This is a genomic window from Pseudomonas sp. NY15364, assembly GCF_048068235.1.
In the GTDB taxonomy this organism is placed as follows: Bacteria; Pseudomonadota; Gammaproteobacteria; order Pseudomonadales; family Pseudomonadaceae; genus Aquipseudomonas; species Aquipseudomonas mendocina_D.
Genome location: NZ_JBLUPX010000014.1, coordinates 96,121 through 110,603, shown reverse-complemented (window position 1 = coordinate 110,603; position 14,483 = coordinate 96,121). Strand labels below are relative to the sequence as shown.

Sequence of the window (14,483 nt, the reverse complement as noted above, 5' to 3'; positions counted from 1 at the left end):
CAGCTTCGCTTGTTGACGCTTGAGCTTCTCCACGCTCAGGTGCTTGCGCAGCGAAGCTACCGCTTGGAACTTGCTGCCATCGATGGCCACCAGCTCCCCACTGATCAAGCTCGCCTGGCGACAGAACTGGACGAAAGCCTTGCAAGTCGCCTGAAAGGCCATGCTGTTGTCTTTGCGAAAATCCGCGATGGTCTTGAAGTCCGGCGCCAGACGACCCAGCAACCACATCACCTCGATATTGCGCCGGCACTCCGCCTCCAATCGACGAGAGGAGCGAATGCGCTGGAAGTAGCCATATAGGTATAGCTTGAGCAAATCAGCTGGATCGTAGCCAGGGCGCCCAGTCTTGAGCGGCTCAGCCTTGCTGAACCCCAGTACCTTCAGATCCAGACGAGCCACATAGGCCTCGATGACTCGAACTAGATGATCCTCAGGAACCAGCTCTTCCAATGTCGGCGGAAACAGGCTGCTTTGTTGCCGATCTTCACCTTGGATATAGCCCATAAACGACAATGCCCCTATCGACCGATAGAGGCATTGTCTTCACCTTGCACTCAGACTGCTAGGTTTTCACACAGTCTGCTGCTGAGCGGGTTTTTTATTGCCTGCGCGTTGCTCGCGATCAGCGCCTGACCATCACTTCAGGCCTTCGATAAAGCCTCGGTAGAGCAGGGCGCTTTCTTCAGGGCGTTCGAGCATGGGCGCGTGGCCGACGTTATCCATGATCACCACACTGGGTTTGTTCAGCAGGGGTTGCATGACCTCGATGCTGGAGACATCCAGCACGCGGTCCTGCCTGCCCCAAAGTAGCAGGGTCGGCGCCTGAATCTTGGACAGCTCGGGCGCCAGGGGCACTGGGCGCTCCACGAGTTGCTTGAATACCTGGTCGTAATGCGTGGCCTTGGTCATGGCGCGTTCGCCCAGATAGCGTTTGAGCGATTCCGGCAGGTAGGGCGGTTCGACGAAGACGAAATGCAGCAGCATGTCGAAATCCTGCGGCCGTTTGACCACCAGCGGGTTGGGCGAGCCACTGGTCAGCAGTTGATACAGTTCGCTCTTGTGTGGGCTGTCGATTCCGGCATTGGCGAACAGTGCCAGCGAGCGGACGCGTTCCGGGTAGCGCGCGGCGAAAAGGGCGGCAATCTGTCCGCCCATGGAGTTGCCCAGCATGTGCGCCTGCTGGACGCCCATTGCATCGAGGATATCCGCCAGGCGCTCGGCCTGGGTGCCGACGTCGTAGCTGCCTGGCGGCAGATCGCTGTCGCCGAAGCCGGGCAGGTCCAGTGCGATGACGCGATAGTCCTGAGTCAGGTGGCGGGAAAACCGCAGCCAGTTATCCTTGTCTGCAGCGAACCCGTGGAGCAGTACCAGGGTTTCACCGCTTGCCGGTCCTCCCCGGTAATAATGGATGTTAAGATTGTGGACAGACAGTTGCTCGTGACTGAGCCCGGCGCGGTACTGTTCTATCAGGCGCAGGCTGGCCAGTTGGGTCGCTGGAACGAAATACAGCGTGGCTGCGCTGCCTGATAGCAGAAGCAGCAGTGCGAGCAGCAGTTTTTTCATGGCGCGTCCTTATCGCGAATTATTATGGCGGCGCCATTAAGCTAGCATGAACACCGAGGATGCCGGGGTGCCAAGACCATCCCACCGATCAACGCATAAACCGAGAGTAGCCAATGCCAGAGCGTTGTCTGTTTAAGTCGCTGTTGCTGTGGTGCGCCCTGGCTCTGATGCCAGCCGCTGCTCTGGCTGCCGGTAAGTGCGAGCGCCTGGTGGCGACCGGCAATCCGGAGTATCCCCCTTATCTCTGGCGTGACCCGCAGAATCCGCAGCAGCTGATCGGCGCCAATGCCGACCTGCTCAAGCATCTGGCCAAGGAACTGGGCGTGGTGGTCGATGTGATCTACACCGGGCCTTGGTCGCGCGCGCAGGACGAAGTGCGTACCGGCCGTGTCGACCTGCTGGCAGGGGCGTTTCTGACGCTACCGCGTCTGGAGAACATGGATTACGTGCACCCGGCATTCTTCTTCACGCCGAGTGTGGTCTGGGTGCGCAAGGGAGAGGCCTTTCCCTACGGCAGTTGGATCGACCTGCAAGGGCATACCGGCGACACCCTGGTGGGCAATAGCTTCGGTCAGCAGTTCGATGCCTTCGCCAAGCAGAACCTGAAGCTGGAGGGTGTCTCCAGTCTGACGCAGGCTTTCCAGAAGCTGCTGCTCGGCCGCACCGACTACGTGCTCTACGAGCGCTACCCCGGCCTCGCGCTCGCCGAGACGCTGGGGATGGACGATGATCTGGAGGTACTGGATCCGCCGATTTCCAGCGAAGGCCTCTACCTTACCTTGTCGCACAATTCGGCGTGCAACGAGCCCTGGCTGCGTGGCCAGCTGGCGCGGAAAATGACAGAAATGGTCGCCGCCGGCCTGCCTGAGCAGTTCCTGCAAAGCAATCTAGAGCTTTGGAAGGCGCAGCAGATGCAGCCCGACCCGGTTGGCGACGTCACTCAGTAGGAAAATTTCGTGATCAATCGAACCCTTCCCTTGCTGCTGGCGCTGGGCCTGACGGCCTGTGCGAGCGATCCTGCACCCGTCGAACAACTGCGCCTGACCGAACAGGCGTTGGCGCAGACCAAGTCCCTGGGTGTGGTCAGCGAGCAATCGGAGTCGCTGCGCCAGGCTGAGGACAAGTTCGCGCAGGCCCAGGCCGCCATGCAGGACGATGAGAACAAGCAGGCGCGCCAGCTCGCCGAACAGGCCGAGCTTGATGCGCGCCTGGCCGAGGCTGAGCACCTCAACGGCAAAGGGCGGGAACAGCTGAATGAACTCAATCAGCGCATTGGCCGTCTGCGTCAGCAACTGGGGGCCATGTGATGAGGGCGTATGGTTATCTGGGCAGTCTGGCGCTGGTCGTTACTTTGCTCGGTGGTTGCGCGACCAACCAGATGGCGAGTGAGCAGGCGCTGGAAGAGGCGCGTCTGAGCTTCCAGGCAGTGAAGGAAGATCCCAGCGTGCTGCGCGCTGCACCCAAGGACGTGATTCGCGCTGGCGAATCGCTGGGCCGTGCCGAGCGCCTGTCCAGCTACTGGGGCAGTGGTGACGATGTGCGTCATTACGCTTACCTCAGCCAGCGCTATGCCGCGATCGCCCGCCAGCACAGTGATATCAGCCTCAACCAGGAGCGGGCGGCCAAGCTCGAGCTGGAGCGCCAGCGTCTGCAACTGACGCTGCGCGAGGCCAAGCTGATGAGCGTGCAGCAGCACAACGGTTGGTTGGAAGAGCAGATGGTCAGCCTCGCCACCAGCGAGACCGAGCGGGGCCTGGTGATGACCCTCGGTGACATGCTGTTCGACGCTGGTCGCGCTGATCTGCAGCCGGCCGCTAACCGCACGGTGCTCAAACTCGTGCAATTCCTGCAGATCAACCCGCAGCGCCGCGTGCGTATCGAGGGCTATACCGACAACACCGGCGACGCTGCCGAGAATCTCGAGCTTTCCCGCGCGCGGGCGCAGGCCGTGGCCGATCTGCTGGTCGACCTGGGCGTGGATGCGAAGCGGATCCAGGTGGCTGGTTACGGGGTCGACTTCCCTGTTGCGGAAAATGCCTCTGCCCGTGGCCGGGCGCAGAATCGGCGGGTGGAGATTGTCTTCTCCGACGAGCGAGGCCAGCTCGGCGCCGAGCGCTGAGGGTCAGCAGTCAAGAACCCCGGCATCGTCCGGGGTTTTTTATGCCTTGAATCAGGCTTAGACGTGGTGTTTTACGCATACAGACAGTTGGTACAGAGCTGCTTGTGAAAAGTGTTTTCATCTGTGCCGGTACAATTGTGTAGCAATAGGTTACTGTTATGCTCCTGTGACCACGGAGGATATCGCCATGACCAATCTGCTGCTTTATCAACGTATCGCCCAGCAGTTGGCCGAGGATATTCGTCGTGGCGTCTACCAGCCGGGGGAGCGCGTGCCATCGGTACGCAAGATGAGCGCCCAGCTCAATGTCAGCCACGCCACGGTGTTGCAAGCGTACGCCAATCTCGAGGATCAGGGCCTGATCCGAGCGCGGCCGCAGTCGGGCTTCTACGTACATCAGACACCGGCACTGACCGCACCGACTCCGGATATCGCCAAGGTTGAGCGGCCGGGCCTGGTGACCCGCGCCAGCATCATCAACCAGGTGCTTACCGAGTCGCGTCGCGAGGGCGTATTCCCGCTGGGCGCCGCGGTGCCGCATGTCGACTACCTGCCGGTGCGTGCGCTGCACCAGCAACTGGCGAAGGTCACGCGCTTTCACAGTCCGCGTGCCTTCAGCTACATGTTCAGCCCCGGCTTCGAGCCGCTGCGTCGCCAAGTGGCGATCCGCATGCGCGATGCCGGCGTGGTGGTCGACCCGTCCGAGGTGGTGATCACCCATGGCTGCGTCGATGCGCTGCAGATGAGCCTGCGCGTGCTGACCAAGCCAGGTGACCTGATCGCGGTGGAGTCGCCGACCTACTACGGCCTGCTGCAACTGGCCGATCTGCTGGGGCTCAAGGTCATCGAGATCCCGTGCGACCCCACCACCGGCATCAGCCTCGAAGCGCTGCAACTGGCGGCCAACCAGTGGCCGATCAAGGCACTGGTGCTGACGGCGCGGCTGTCCAATCCGCTCGGTGGCACTATCCCCGAGGAGCGTCAGCGTCAGTTGTTGCGCCTGGCAGGTGATTACGATTTCCAGATCGTCGAGGACGATATCTACGGCGAGCTGATGTTCGAACAGGCCCCGACCAAGGCGCTCAAGTCCCATGATCGCGACAGCCGGGTGATTTATTGCTCGAGCTTCTCCAAGACGCTGTCGCCCGGTGTGCGCATCGGCTGGATAGTCGCTGGCAAGTATCAGGACGAGATCCAGCGGCTGCAGACCTTCTCCACCCATTCGGCGTGCAGCGTCACCCAGATGGCTGTAGCGGCCTACCTGGAGAATGGCGGGTACGACCGTCACCTGCGGCATATCCGTCAGGAGTACCGCAAGAACCTCAGCGCCTTCCAACTGGCGGTGCAGCAGTATTTCCCGGTCGGTACGCAGATGACCCGGCCCAAGGGCGGCTTCATTCTCTGGGTCAGCCTGCCGGCGCGGGTCAACACCAAGGATCTGCATGTGCGCGCGCTGCAGCAGGGCATTTCCATCGCGCCGGGACTGATCTTCAGCAACACCGAGCAGTTCAACCATTGCGTACGCCTTAACTGCGGCATCCCGTGGAATCGCGAGGCGGAGAGGGCGTTGATGACCCTGGGCATGCTGGCCACGCAGCTGTGCCAGGAAGCAGGCGGTTCCTGGGAGGATTAAAAAGTCCGTCTCGTTTTAACCCGATTCATCGAAGGGCTGCGTCTACCTGAGCGAAGGTCTCGTGCCATTGCTCAGGAGGTGCACCATGTCCGTTTATTTCTCGTTGCTCGTTCGCCCATTCGCCGTCGGTTTTTCCGCGGGGACCTTGCTGTTGCTCGCCGCCTGCAGCGCCTCTGGCCCGGAGCCGGAAGCCCAGGTCAACTCGGAGCCGGCGGCGAAACTCGTCCGTGAACGTCTGGCTGCGCCTGTAGCCGCCGAGATGCCTGCCGCAGCCAGCCAGAAACGCATGTCGACCCTTGTTTACGCGCCGTCGCCCATCGCCGATGTCCTGCCGCCGGGCTACCGTGACGAGTCGCGCGAGCAATACCAGGCCTATGCCGACAACCCGGTATTCGCCGTTGCCGAAACGCCGGTGTCCACCTTCAGCATCGACGTCGATACCGGTAGCTACGCCAACGTGCGGCGCTTCCTCAACGGCGGGCAACTGCCGCCGAAGGACGCTGTGCGCCTGGAGGAGCTGGTCAACTACTTCCCCTATGCCTATCCGTTGCCGCAGGGTGACGTACCTTTTGGCGTTAGCACCGAGCTGGCGGTGACACCATGGAACCCGCAGACGCGCCTGCTGCGCATCGCCATCAAGGCGTCGGATCGCAGTGTGGACGAACTACCACCAGCCAACCTGGTGTTTCTGGTCGACGTGTCCGGCTCGATGCATCGCCGCGAAGGGCTGCAGATGGTGCAGGGCACGCTGAAATTGCTGGTCGATCAGTTGCGCCCGCAGGATCGCGTCTCGCTGGTCACCTATGCCGGTGACAGCAAGGTGGTGCTGGACTCCGCGCCCGGCAGCGACAAGGCGAAGATTCGTTCGGCGATCGATCAACTCAGCGCTGGCGGTTCGACGGCAGGGGAGTCGGGCATTCAGTTGGCTTACCAGCAGGCGAGCAAGCACATGATCGATGGCGGCATCAATCGCATCCTGCTGGCCACCGATGGTGACTTCAACGTCGGTATCAGCGATTTCGACAGCCTCAAGCAACTGGCTGCCGACAAGCGCAAGAGCGGCGTCTCGCTGACCACCCTGGGTTTTGGCGTGGACAACTACAACGAGCGTCTGATGGAGCAACTGGCCGATGCTGGTAACGGTAATTACGCCTACATCGATAATTTGCGCGAGGCGCGCAAGGTGCTGGTGGATCAGCTCAGCTCGACCCTGGCCACGGTGGCCAGCGACGTGAAGCTGCAACTTGAGTTCAACCCGAGCGAAGTCAGCGAGTATCGCTTGCTGGGTTACGAGAACCGGGCGCTCAAGCGCGAGGACTTCAGCAACGACAAGGTCGATGCTGGTGATATCGGCGCTGGGCATACCGTCACCGCGCTGTACGAGATCGTCCCGGCGGGAGGTAAAGGCTGGCTGGAGCCGCTGCGCTATCAGGCCAGTGCCCAGCCCGCGAACAAGAGCGGCGAGTTGGCCTGGCTGCGGATTCGCTACAAGGCGCCAGGGGAAGCATCCAGCCGGCTGTTGGAGCGGCCTATCGCACGCGGCGAGGCCAAGCCGGTTGCGGCTGCCAGCGAGGACCTGCGCTTCGCGGCAGCGGTAGCCGCCTTCGCCCAGCAGCTCAAGGACGGGCGCTACACGAGCGACTTCGATCTGGCGCAGAGCATCGCGCTGGCGCGCTCGGCCAAGGGTGAGGATCGCTTCGGCCTGCGTGGCGAGTTCATCCAACTGGCCGAAATCGCCCAGAGCCTGCACACTTCCGGTTCCAACCCAGCACGAGTTCAGCAGTGAACGCACCCCTCATGGATGACGACGCCGCTTTGCTGCGGCGTTATCGCCGCGGCGATGCCGCGGCCTTCAACGAACTGTACCAGCGCCATCGGCTGGGCCTGTTCCGCTTCCTGCTCGACCTGTGTGGCGATCACGCACTGGCCGAGGAGGTGTTTCAGGAAACCTGGATGAGCCTGGTGCGCAGCCAGAGCGAGCAGCGCGAGTCGGTGCTGTTCAAGACCTGGCTGTACCAGATCGCCCGCAACCGCTTGATCGATCACTGGCGCAAGACGGGCCGTCATCAGGCTGGGCATGACGAATACGATGAAGGCCAGCACGCCCAGGCTGACCCGCAGCCAAGCCCTGAGCAGCAGTGGAGCCTCAGTCGCGACAGTGAGCGGCTGCAGGCGGCACTGGCCGACCTGCCGGAAGACCAGCGCGAAGTGTTCCTGCTGCGCGCCCATGGCGACCTGGAACTGAACGAGATTGCCGAGTTGACCCGCACGCCGGCCGAGACGGTCAAGAGCCGTCTGCGCTATGCCTTGCAGAAGCTACGCCGGCTGTTGGCCACCGAGGAGTTGTCCGTATGAACCATGAACGAGAACCTCTTGACCACGAGCCGGCGTTGCTGGCGCATTTTCGTGCCCATGGCAGCGGCGAACCTTCGGCCGAGCTGGATGCGCGCATTCTGGCGGCGGCCAGTGCGGCTGCCCGTGAAGCGCGTCAGGCCGACAAGCCTGAATCTGGCTGGGCGCAGCGCCTGCATCAATGGTTGTTTGGCAGCGGTCGTCAGCGCTGGTCGGTGGCCGTGGCCGGGCTGGCCTGTGTCGGGATTGGCGTCAGCCTGACTTGGCGCACTCTGGAGCAGACGCCAGATGCCTTCGATGCCGTACCGCCCAGCGTGGCCATGAGCCCCGCTGCACCAGCCCCGGCACCGATGGCGGCCAAGCGTGCTGCCGAGAACGAGTCGGTGGCGCGTATGGCTGTCCCTCAGGAGCGGATGAGGAGCCAGGCGCCTTCTGCCGATATAGCGGAGGCACCGATGGCCAGCACGGCGGCAATTGCACCGATGGCAGAATTGGTGATCCAGAGCGAACCACGCGAGGCGTTGCTGCGTCTGCTGGAGCTGCGCAAGGCCAATAAGCAGGAGGAAGCGCAGCGGTTTCTGGAGCAGCTCAAGGCCGATTATCCGCAACTGGATATCGAGGCCGAACTCGAACATCTGGCTAACGAGCCGTCAGCCGAATGAGCTTCCGGGTAAAAGTCGTGTAAGGCGACTTGTCAGGCGTGCCCAGGCGGAGGAGCATGGGCGCGTTACTGATCGAGTTACCCTTGTCCCATGATGCGTAAGTCCATTTTACTGTTGCTGTGTTTGGGTTGGCTGAGCGCCTGTGAGCGTGCGCCTGATCAGCAGCCTGAGCCAAAGCCGGCAGTGGTTGCAGCACCTGCGCCCGTTGTCGAGGTTGCCAAGCCCGAGCCTATCGAACCTGCGCCGCCTGCCAAGGTGGCCGAAAGCAAGCCCGTGCCTCCTGCCAAGCCGCCTGTTGCCGCGAAGCCCAAGCCTACTGCGGCACCACAACCCAAGCCTGCCGAGCCTGAATCGAAGCTGGCGTTGGATCTCAGTGTGCCGCAGGAGCTGTTCGAGCAGGCGTTGGAAAGCGAAACTCGCGAGGAACTCTTGCCGGTGCTGCCGCCGCTGTTTGGCGAGAAACCCGAAGTCCAGAGCCCGTTCCAGATCAGCGGTCGGCTGATCAGCAATGAGCGAGTGGACGACTACTGGGATTCCATCGAAGGCGCCGAGCTGCAGTTCGAGTTCAAGCAGTAGCTCAAAAGGGATGTTGATCAGGGCGCCGATCACGCCGAGCTTGCTCAGCGCAGCTAGGGTCGTCAGTAATTCCAGGCGGTTCTCCAGCATCACTGCGACCACGTCGCCATGGCCGACGCCGCGGCTTTGAACGTCCAGGCCAGGCGGTTGGCCCAGGCGTTGAAGGCGCGATAGCTGAGCTGGCGGTTTTCATCCATCAGCGCCGGACGCCCGGGGTGGCGTTTAGCGCCTGGTGTTAGTCGTCAGAGGAAGGCGAACTTGGCGATGAAGATGATGCACAGGGCATACAGGCTCAGCGACACCTTGTCGGCCTGGCCGGTGAGCAGCTTCAGCGTGGCGTAGGTTAGGAAGCCCAGGGCGATGCCGTTGGCGATGGAGAAGGTCAACGGCATCATCACCACGGTGACGATGGCCGGGATGGTGTCGGTATGGTCCTTCCAGTCGATGTGCGCCATGCCGCTCATCATCAGCATCGCCACGTAGATCAGTGCGCCGGCGGTGGCGTAGGCGGGGATCATGCCGGCCAGTGGGGCGAAGAACATCGCGGCGAGGAACAGGAAGCCGACGGTGATGGCGGTCAGGCCGGTGCGGCCACCGGCGGCAACGCCTGCAGCGCTTTCCACATAGCTGGTCACCGGCGGGCAACCAACCACGGCACCGACGACGCTGGAGGTGGAGTCGGCTTTCAGCGCCTTGGACAGGTTCTGAATTTTGCCGTCCTCGTCCACCAGGTTGGCGCGGTGTGCCACACCCATCAGGGTGCCGGCGGTATCGAACATGTTCACGAAAAGGAAGGCCAGGATCACACTGATCATCGCCACGTTGAACGCGCCGGCAATGTCCATGGCCAGGAAGGTCGGCGCCAGGCTCGGCGGCATCGACACCAGGCCGCCGTACTCCACCAGGCCCATGGCCCAGCCGATGGCGGTGACGCCGAGCATGCTGAAGAGAATGGCGCCGAACACGTTGCGGTGGCTGAGCACGGCGATCAGCAGGAAGCACACAGCGGCGAGCAGCGCCGATGGGTTGCCGAACGAGCCCATGGTCAGCAGGGTAGCTGGGCTGTCGACAACGATGCCGGCAGTCTTCAGACCGATCAGGCCGAGGAACAGGCCGACCCCGGCACCCATGGCGAAGCGCAGACTCATCGGAATGCTGTTGAGCAGCCACTCGCGGATCTTCGACAGGCTCATGATCATGAACAGCACGCCGGAGATGAATACGGCGCCCAGTGCGATCTCCCAGCTGTAACCCATCTCGCCGACGACGGTGTAGGTGAAGAAGGCATTCAGGCCCATACCCGGCGCCAGGCCGACCGGCCAGTTGGCGTACAGGCCCATGAGGAAGCAGCCCAGCGCCGCACCGATGCAGGTGGCGACGAAGGCCGCGCCATGATCGATGCCCGCGGTAGCCATGATGTTGGGGTTGACGAAGATGATGTAGGCCATGGTGACGAAGGTCGTCAGGCCGGCCAGCAGCTCGGTCTTGATGGTGGTGCGGTGCTCGGTCAGTTTGAAGAAACGGTCGAGCAGACCACTGCTTGCCAGTTGATTCGCGTGTTGTTCTTGTTTGACGCTTTCCACAGCGGGTACTCCTCATCTCTCTTGTTGTGTACCGCCCAGAGCGTTGCACATGAACAATGCTCTCTGAGGCAGGCGGTGTTTTCGACGGTGCTTCCTGGCTAAGTTGTTGACCTGTCGGTCAAGAAGCTACTCAGGCGCGATTATGCTGTTGTATACAAAAAATGCAATTAATGTTTTTAGTGGTTCATTAATCGCACCAGTCGATCGCGCGGATTGAGAAGCGAGCGGATTTGGCGAAAATCCTCTCGGGTATTTAAATAAAATTCATATAAAACAATAAGATATGTTTATTGCGTGATCGGTGGCAGTAACCGATCGAGTGTCGGTGTGGCGACCTGAGCGGGTCCTTAGCCACTAATGAACTGATAGGGCGGCTGTATATAAGGAAAAAATTTGTTGTTCTGGGTTGAGCCATGGCTGAGGTTCGGACGATGCTCAGCTGCGAAGTCGTACAACGAGTGGTGTGATGACTGATTGACTTGTGTACAATTGCCTCAATTTTTTCTGATGTTTTTTCGCTCGGAGCTTGTCAGCTACCGGGTAGAACACAGTAGAGTCGCAGTGTCGCCGACTCTCATTGACGCGAGCCAGAATGAACGATCAATTGCAGCCTCTAAAGAAGCAGCCGCGCGTGGGCAAAAGCAGCCGCAGCGGGACTCAGGACGATGTCGTATATGCCCACATCTTCGATGCCATTCTCGAACAGCGTCTGGCGCCTGGCACCAAGCTGAGCGAAGAGGCGTTGGGTGAGATCTTCGGCGTCAGTCGCACCATCATTCGTCGCGCCCTGTCACGTTTGGCCCACGAGGGTGTGGTGCTGCTGCGCCCGAACCGCGGTGCGGTAGTGGCCAGCCCGAGCGTCGAAGAAGCGCGGCAGATCTTCTATGCGCGCCGTTTGGTCGAGCGCGCCATCACCGAGCTGGCCGTCGAGCACGCCACCGCTGAGCAGCTGGCTGAGCTACGGCAGATGGTCAAGGACGAGCAGGACAGCTTCTCGCGCGGTGACCGGGGCGCCGGTATTCGTCTGTCCGGAGAATTCCACCTGAAGCTGGCCGAGGCTGCACGCAACGCGCCGCTGGTAAGCTTCCAGCGCAGCCTGGTGTCGCAGACCTCGCTGATCATCGCCCAGTACGAAAGCGGCAGCCGCTCGCATTGCTCCTACGACGAACACAATCAACTGATCGACGCCATCGAAGCGCGCGATGCCGAGAGTGCGGTGCACCTGATGATGCATCACATGGATCACATCGACAGCAAGCTCAACCTGGACGAGGAAAGTGCCTCGGACGACCTGCACGCGGTGTTCTCGCACCTGCTGCAGACCAAGAAGAAACCCGGCCGCAGCGCTGCCAATCGCTGACCGACTGCATGTAACAAGAAAGCCCCGATGCTCGCGCCTCGGGGCTTTTTCGTTGGGGAGACTATGTGGCTGAGGCAGGGCACGTTTGTGTAGGAGCGGCTTCAGCCGCGAAGCTTTCAAGCATGCCTACAGCCTGATCGCGGATAAATCTGCTCCTACGAGGTGCGTAGATCGTCGTCTTCAATCGCGCTGGTGCACCGATACACCGGCGGCGAAGGTCTCTTTCACGGTGCGGTCATCGCCAAGCATGGTCAGGGCGAACAGGCGCTCCTCCAGGCTCTTGGCCTGCTGCATGCGGTAGCTGATCAGTGGCGTGGCGTTGTAGTCCAGCACCAGGAAGTCGGCGTCCTTGCCGGGCATGAAGTTGCCCAGCTTGTCGTCCAGATACAGCGCGTTGGCGCCGCCCAGGGTGGCCAGATACAGCGACTTGAACGGATCGAGCTTCTTGCCCTGTAGCTGCATGATCTTGTAAGCCTCGTTCAGCGATTGCAGCTGGCTGAAGCTGGTACCGGCGCCGACGTCGGTGCCGAGACCGACGCGCACGCCATGTTCTTCCAGCTTGTTCAGGTCGAACAGGCCGCTACCCAGGAACAGGTTGGAGGTCGGGCAGAAGGCCACTGCCGAGCCGGTTTCGGCCAGGCGCTTGCACTCGTCGTCGCACAGGTGCACGCCATGGGCGAACACTGCGCGCGGGCCGATCAGCTTGTGGTGGTCGTAGACGTCCAGATAGCCCTTGCGTGCTGGGAACAGCTCCTTGACCCAGGCCACCTCAGCCTTGTTTTCGGAAATGTGGGTGTGCATGTACAGGTCCGGGTACTCGCCGAACAGCTTACCGGCCAGATCCAACTGCTCCGGTGTACTGGTGGGGGCGAAGCGCGGGGTGACGGCGTAGTGCAGGCGGCCTTTGCCGTGCCAGCGTTCGATCAGCGCCTTGCTCTCGGCATAGCCGCTTTCGGGGGTGTCGGTCAGGTAGTCCGGGGCGTTGCGATCCATCAGCACCTTGCCGGCGATCATACGCAGGTTGAGCTTGTCGGCCTGCTCGAAGAAGGCATCCACCGACTGTGGGTGCACGCTGCCGAATACCAGGGCAGTGGTGGTGCCGTTGCGCAACAGTTCCTTGAGGAAGATCGCCGCCACGTCGCTGGCATGCGCCTTGTCTTCGAACTGTTTCTCGGTGGGGAAGGTGTAGGTGTTGAGCCAGTCCAACAACTGCTCGCCGTAGGAGGCGATCATGCCGGTCTGCGGGTAGTGAATATGGGTGTCGATGAAACCGGGTGTGATCAGCGCATCGCGGTAGTGCTGGACCTCGACGCCAGCCAACTTGGGCAGCAGCTCGGCGGCTGCACCAACCTGGGCGACCTTGCCGTTCTCGATCAGCAGAATGCCGTCCTCGAAGTACTGGTAGGACTGCTCGACACCGACCACGGCCGGGTCGGCAAGGCTGTGCAGGATGGCGGCGCGGTAGGCTTTGCGGGTGTTGCTCATTATTCGAATCTCATGCGTAGGGTGAGCCATGCGCACCGGAAAATAGGGACGGTGCGCGCAGCCTAGGCGGCCCCGCGACACCCTACGGGCCGTGGCGGCCCGGATCAGGACCGGCGTGAGGCCGGAAGCAGCTTGGCGACGCTGGATTCGCCTTTCTTCACGTCCTGGCCGAAGCTTGCGTTGTAGGTGGCGATCACCTCGCCGGCGATGGATACAGCGATTTCCACCGGCAGTTTGCCTTTCACTTCGGCCAGGCCCATGGGACAGCGCATGCGTGCCATCAACGTTTCCTCGAAGCCGCGTTCGCGCAGGCGATGTTCGAACTTGACGCGCTTGGTTTTCGAGCCGATCAGGCCGTAGTAGGCGAAGTCGCCGCGTTTGAGGATCGCCGCGGTCAGCTCCAGATCGAGCTGGTGATTGTGGGTCATGACGATGTAGTAACTACCAGGCGGCATGTTCTCCACCTCGTCGACCACTTCGTCGTTGACGATCTTTTGCGCACCAGCGGGGATGTGTTCGGGGAATTCGTTCTCCCGTGAGTCGATCCAGCGCACCTTGCACGGCAGGCTGGCCAGCAGCGGTACCAGCGCGCGGCCGACGTGACCGGCGCCGAACACGGCGATCTGCGCCTGTGGCTGGCCCATGGGCTCGAACAGCAGCACGGTGGCGCCGCCGCAGCATTGGCCAAGGCTGGCGCCAAGAGAGAAGCGCTCCAGGCGGGTGTCCTGGCTGCGGCTGGCGAGCATCTCGCGCGCCATCTCCATGGCCTTGTATTCCAGATGACCGCCGCCGATGGTCTCGAAGATGCGTTCGGCGGTGACCACCATCTTCGAGCCGGCATTACGTGGCGTCGAGCCACGTTCCTCGATGATGGTCACCAGCACGCAGGCTTCACCTTGTTGTTGCAGGTCGGCGAGGGCGCTGATCCAGCTCATTTGCTCAGCCTCCAGGAAGGCGTGGTTTGTCCCGGGCGCGGCAGGCGCCAGTTGCTCGGCGAAGGGGCCAGAATCGGCTCTGGTGCCGGGCGAGCGGGTGGTGTATTCGGTTCGGTGTGTTTTGTCATTGTTGTACACCCATTCATCATTTGTTCGCAGTCGCAGGTCTGTGGGAGGCGCTTTCGGCTCGGGCATCCTGCTTCCCTGCAGTCGCA

Annotated in this window: 14 protein-coding genes and 1 pseudogene; 9 read left to right on the top strand and 6 right to left on the bottom strand. The window is 61.8% G+C overall.

Going from position 1 to position 14,483, the window contains the following annotated elements:
• Both ACNFCJ_RS13955 and ACNFCJ_RS13950 read right to left on the bottom strand, forming a co-directional pair.
• Positions 1-504 (bottom strand): transposase (locus tag ACNFCJ_RS13955; RefSeq protein ID WP_416771940.1); only part of this gene is annotated, 504 nt, incomplete at its 3' end.
• Positions 505-636: 132 nt separating this feature from the next.
• Positions 637-1,563 (bottom strand): alpha/beta fold hydrolase, encoded by a 927-nt coding sequence (locus ACNFCJ_RS13950; protein ID WP_416771939.1) that lies wholly within the window; start codon positions 1,561-1,563, stop codon positions 637-639.
• 113 nt (positions 1,564-1,676) lie between these two features.
• Between ACNFCJ_RS13950 and ACNFCJ_RS13945 the strand changes: the two genes are divergently transcribed.
• The 8 genes from ACNFCJ_RS13945 to ACNFCJ_RS13910 all read left to right on the top strand — a co-directional run bounded on the left by ACNFCJ_RS13945 (position 1,677) and on the right by ACNFCJ_RS13910 (position 8,905).
• Positions 1,677-2,510 (top strand): substrate-binding periplasmic protein, encoded by an 834-nt coding sequence (locus ACNFCJ_RS13945; RefSeq protein ID WP_099525433.1) that lies wholly within the window; start codon positions 1,677-1,679, stop codon positions 2,508-2,510.
• A 9-nt stretch (positions 2,511-2,519) separates the two neighbouring features.
• Positions 2,520-2,870 (top strand): DUF4398 domain-containing protein, encoded by a 351-nt coding sequence (locus ACNFCJ_RS13940; protein WP_106735224.1) that lies wholly within the window; start codon positions 2,520-2,522, stop codon positions 2,868-2,870.
• Positions 2,870-3,682: an OmpA family protein gene (locus tag ACNFCJ_RS13935; RefSeq protein ID WP_179545092.1), complete on the top strand. Its 813-nt coding sequence runs from the start codon at positions 2,870-2,872 to the stop codon at positions 3,680-3,682. Before ACNFCJ_RS13940 ends, ACNFCJ_RS13935 begins: the two co-directional genes overlap by 1 nt.
• A 187-nt stretch (positions 3,683-3,869) precedes the next feature.
• A complete protein-coding gene (locus ACNFCJ_RS13930; protein WP_416771936.1) occupies positions 3,870-5,315 on the top strand; it encodes a PLP-dependent aminotransferase family protein in 1,446 nt (481 codons plus the stop codon).
• Between the two features lie 85 nt (positions 5,316-5,400).
• On the top strand, positions 5,401-7,101 hold the full coding sequence (locus ACNFCJ_RS13925; protein ID WP_416771935.1) for a vWA domain-containing protein: 1,701 nt from the start codon (positions 5,401-5,403) through the stop codon (positions 7,099-7,101).
• Entirely contained in the window at positions 7,098-7,670 is a 573-nt protein-coding gene (locus ACNFCJ_RS13920) for an RNA polymerase sigma factor (RefSeq protein WP_416771934.1), read from the top strand. Before ACNFCJ_RS13925 ends, ACNFCJ_RS13920 begins: the two co-directional genes overlap by 4 nt.
• Positions 7,667-8,329: a hypothetical protein gene (locus tag ACNFCJ_RS13915; RefSeq protein WP_416771933.1), complete on the top strand. Its 663-nt coding sequence runs from the start codon at positions 7,667-7,669 to the stop codon at positions 8,327-8,329. The genes ACNFCJ_RS13920 and ACNFCJ_RS13915 overlap by 4 nt, the downstream gene beginning before the upstream one ends.
• A 90-nt stretch (positions 8,330-8,419) precedes the next feature.
• Entirely contained in the window at positions 8,420-8,905 is a 486-nt protein-coding gene (locus ACNFCJ_RS13910) for a hypothetical protein (protein WP_416771931.1), read from the top strand.
• Positions 8,906-8,917: 12 nt separating this feature from the next.
• On the opposite strand, the pseudogene ACNFCJ_RS13905 reads toward ACNFCJ_RS13910, so the two are convergent.
• A pseudogene (locus ACNFCJ_RS13905) lies at positions 8,918-9,120 on the bottom strand (AMP-binding protein); the annotation flags it as partial.
• A gap of 27 nt (positions 9,121-9,147) precedes the next feature.
• Positions 9,148-10,488 carry an NCS2 family permease gene (locus ACNFCJ_RS13900; RefSeq protein ID WP_416771930.1) on the bottom strand — a complete coding sequence of 447 codons (1,341 nt, stop codon included), beginning with the start codon at positions 10,486-10,488 and terminating at the stop codon, positions 9,148-9,150.
• A 592-nt stretch (positions 10,489-11,080) separates the two neighbouring features.
• On the opposite strand from ACNFCJ_RS13900, the gene ACNFCJ_RS13895 reads away from it, so the two are divergent.
• Positions 11,081-11,848, top strand: a complete 768-nt coding sequence (locus tag ACNFCJ_RS13895; RefSeq protein ID WP_416771929.1) for a GntR family transcriptional regulator — start codon at positions 11,081-11,083, stop codon at positions 11,846-11,848.
• 180 nt (positions 11,849-12,028) lie between these two features.
• Here ACNFCJ_RS13895 and guaD read toward each other — a convergent pair whose 3' ends face one another.
• Positions 12,029-13,333, bottom strand: a complete 1,305-nt coding sequence (gene guaD, locus ACNFCJ_RS13890) for a guanine deaminase (protein WP_416771927.1) — start codon at positions 13,331-13,333, stop codon at positions 12,029-12,031.
• Between the two features lie 104 nt (positions 13,334-13,437).
• Positions 13,438-14,268, bottom strand: coding sequence for a xanthine dehydrogenase accessory protein XdhC (gene xdhC / locus ACNFCJ_RS13885; protein WP_416771926.1), 831 nt, complete (start codon positions 14,266-14,268; stop codon positions 13,438-13,440).
• Between the last annotated feature and the right edge of the window lie 215 nt (positions 14,269-14,483).

Bases quoted from the DNA above. Each gene is read 5' to 3' on its own strand.
- ACNFCJ_RS13925 (WP_416771935.1), top strand. From the start codon at position 5,401: ATGTCCGTTTATTTCTCGTTGCTCGTTCGCCCATTCGCCGTCGGTTTT.
- xdhC (WP_416771926.1), bottom strand. From the start codon at position 14,268: ATGAGCTGGATCAGCGCCCTCGCCGACCTGCAACAACAAGGTGAAGCC.
- ACNFCJ_RS13895 (WP_416771929.1), top strand. From the start codon at position 11,081: ATGAACGATCAATTGCAGCCTCTAAAGAAGCAGCCGCGCGTGGGCAAA.
- ACNFCJ_RS13950 (WP_416771939.1), bottom strand. From the start codon at position 1,563: ATGAAAAAACTGCTGCTCGCACTGCTGCTTCTGCTATCAGGCAGCGCA.
- guaD (WP_416771927.1), bottom strand. From the start codon at position 13,333: ATGAGCAACACCCGCAAAGCCTACCGCGCCGCCATCCTGCACAGCCTT.
- ACNFCJ_RS13930 (WP_416771936.1), top strand. From the start codon at position 3,870: ATGACCAATCTGCTGCTTTATCAACGTATCGCCCAGCAGTTGGCCGAG.
- ACNFCJ_RS13910 (WP_416771931.1), top strand. From the start codon at position 8,420: ATGATGCGTAAGTCCATTTTACTGTTGCTGTGTTTGGGTTGGCTGAGC.
- ACNFCJ_RS13935 (WP_179545092.1), top strand. From the start codon at position 2,870: ATGAGGGCGTATGGTTATCTGGGCAGTCTGGCGCTGGTCGTTACTTTG.
- ACNFCJ_RS13915 (WP_416771933.1), top strand. From the start codon at position 7,667: ATGAACCATGAACGAGAACCTCTTGACCACGAGCCGGCGTTGCTGGCG.
- ACNFCJ_RS13945 (WP_099525433.1), top strand. From the start codon at position 1,677: ATGCCAGAGCGTTGTCTGTTTAAGTCGCTGTTGCTGTGGTGCGCCCTG.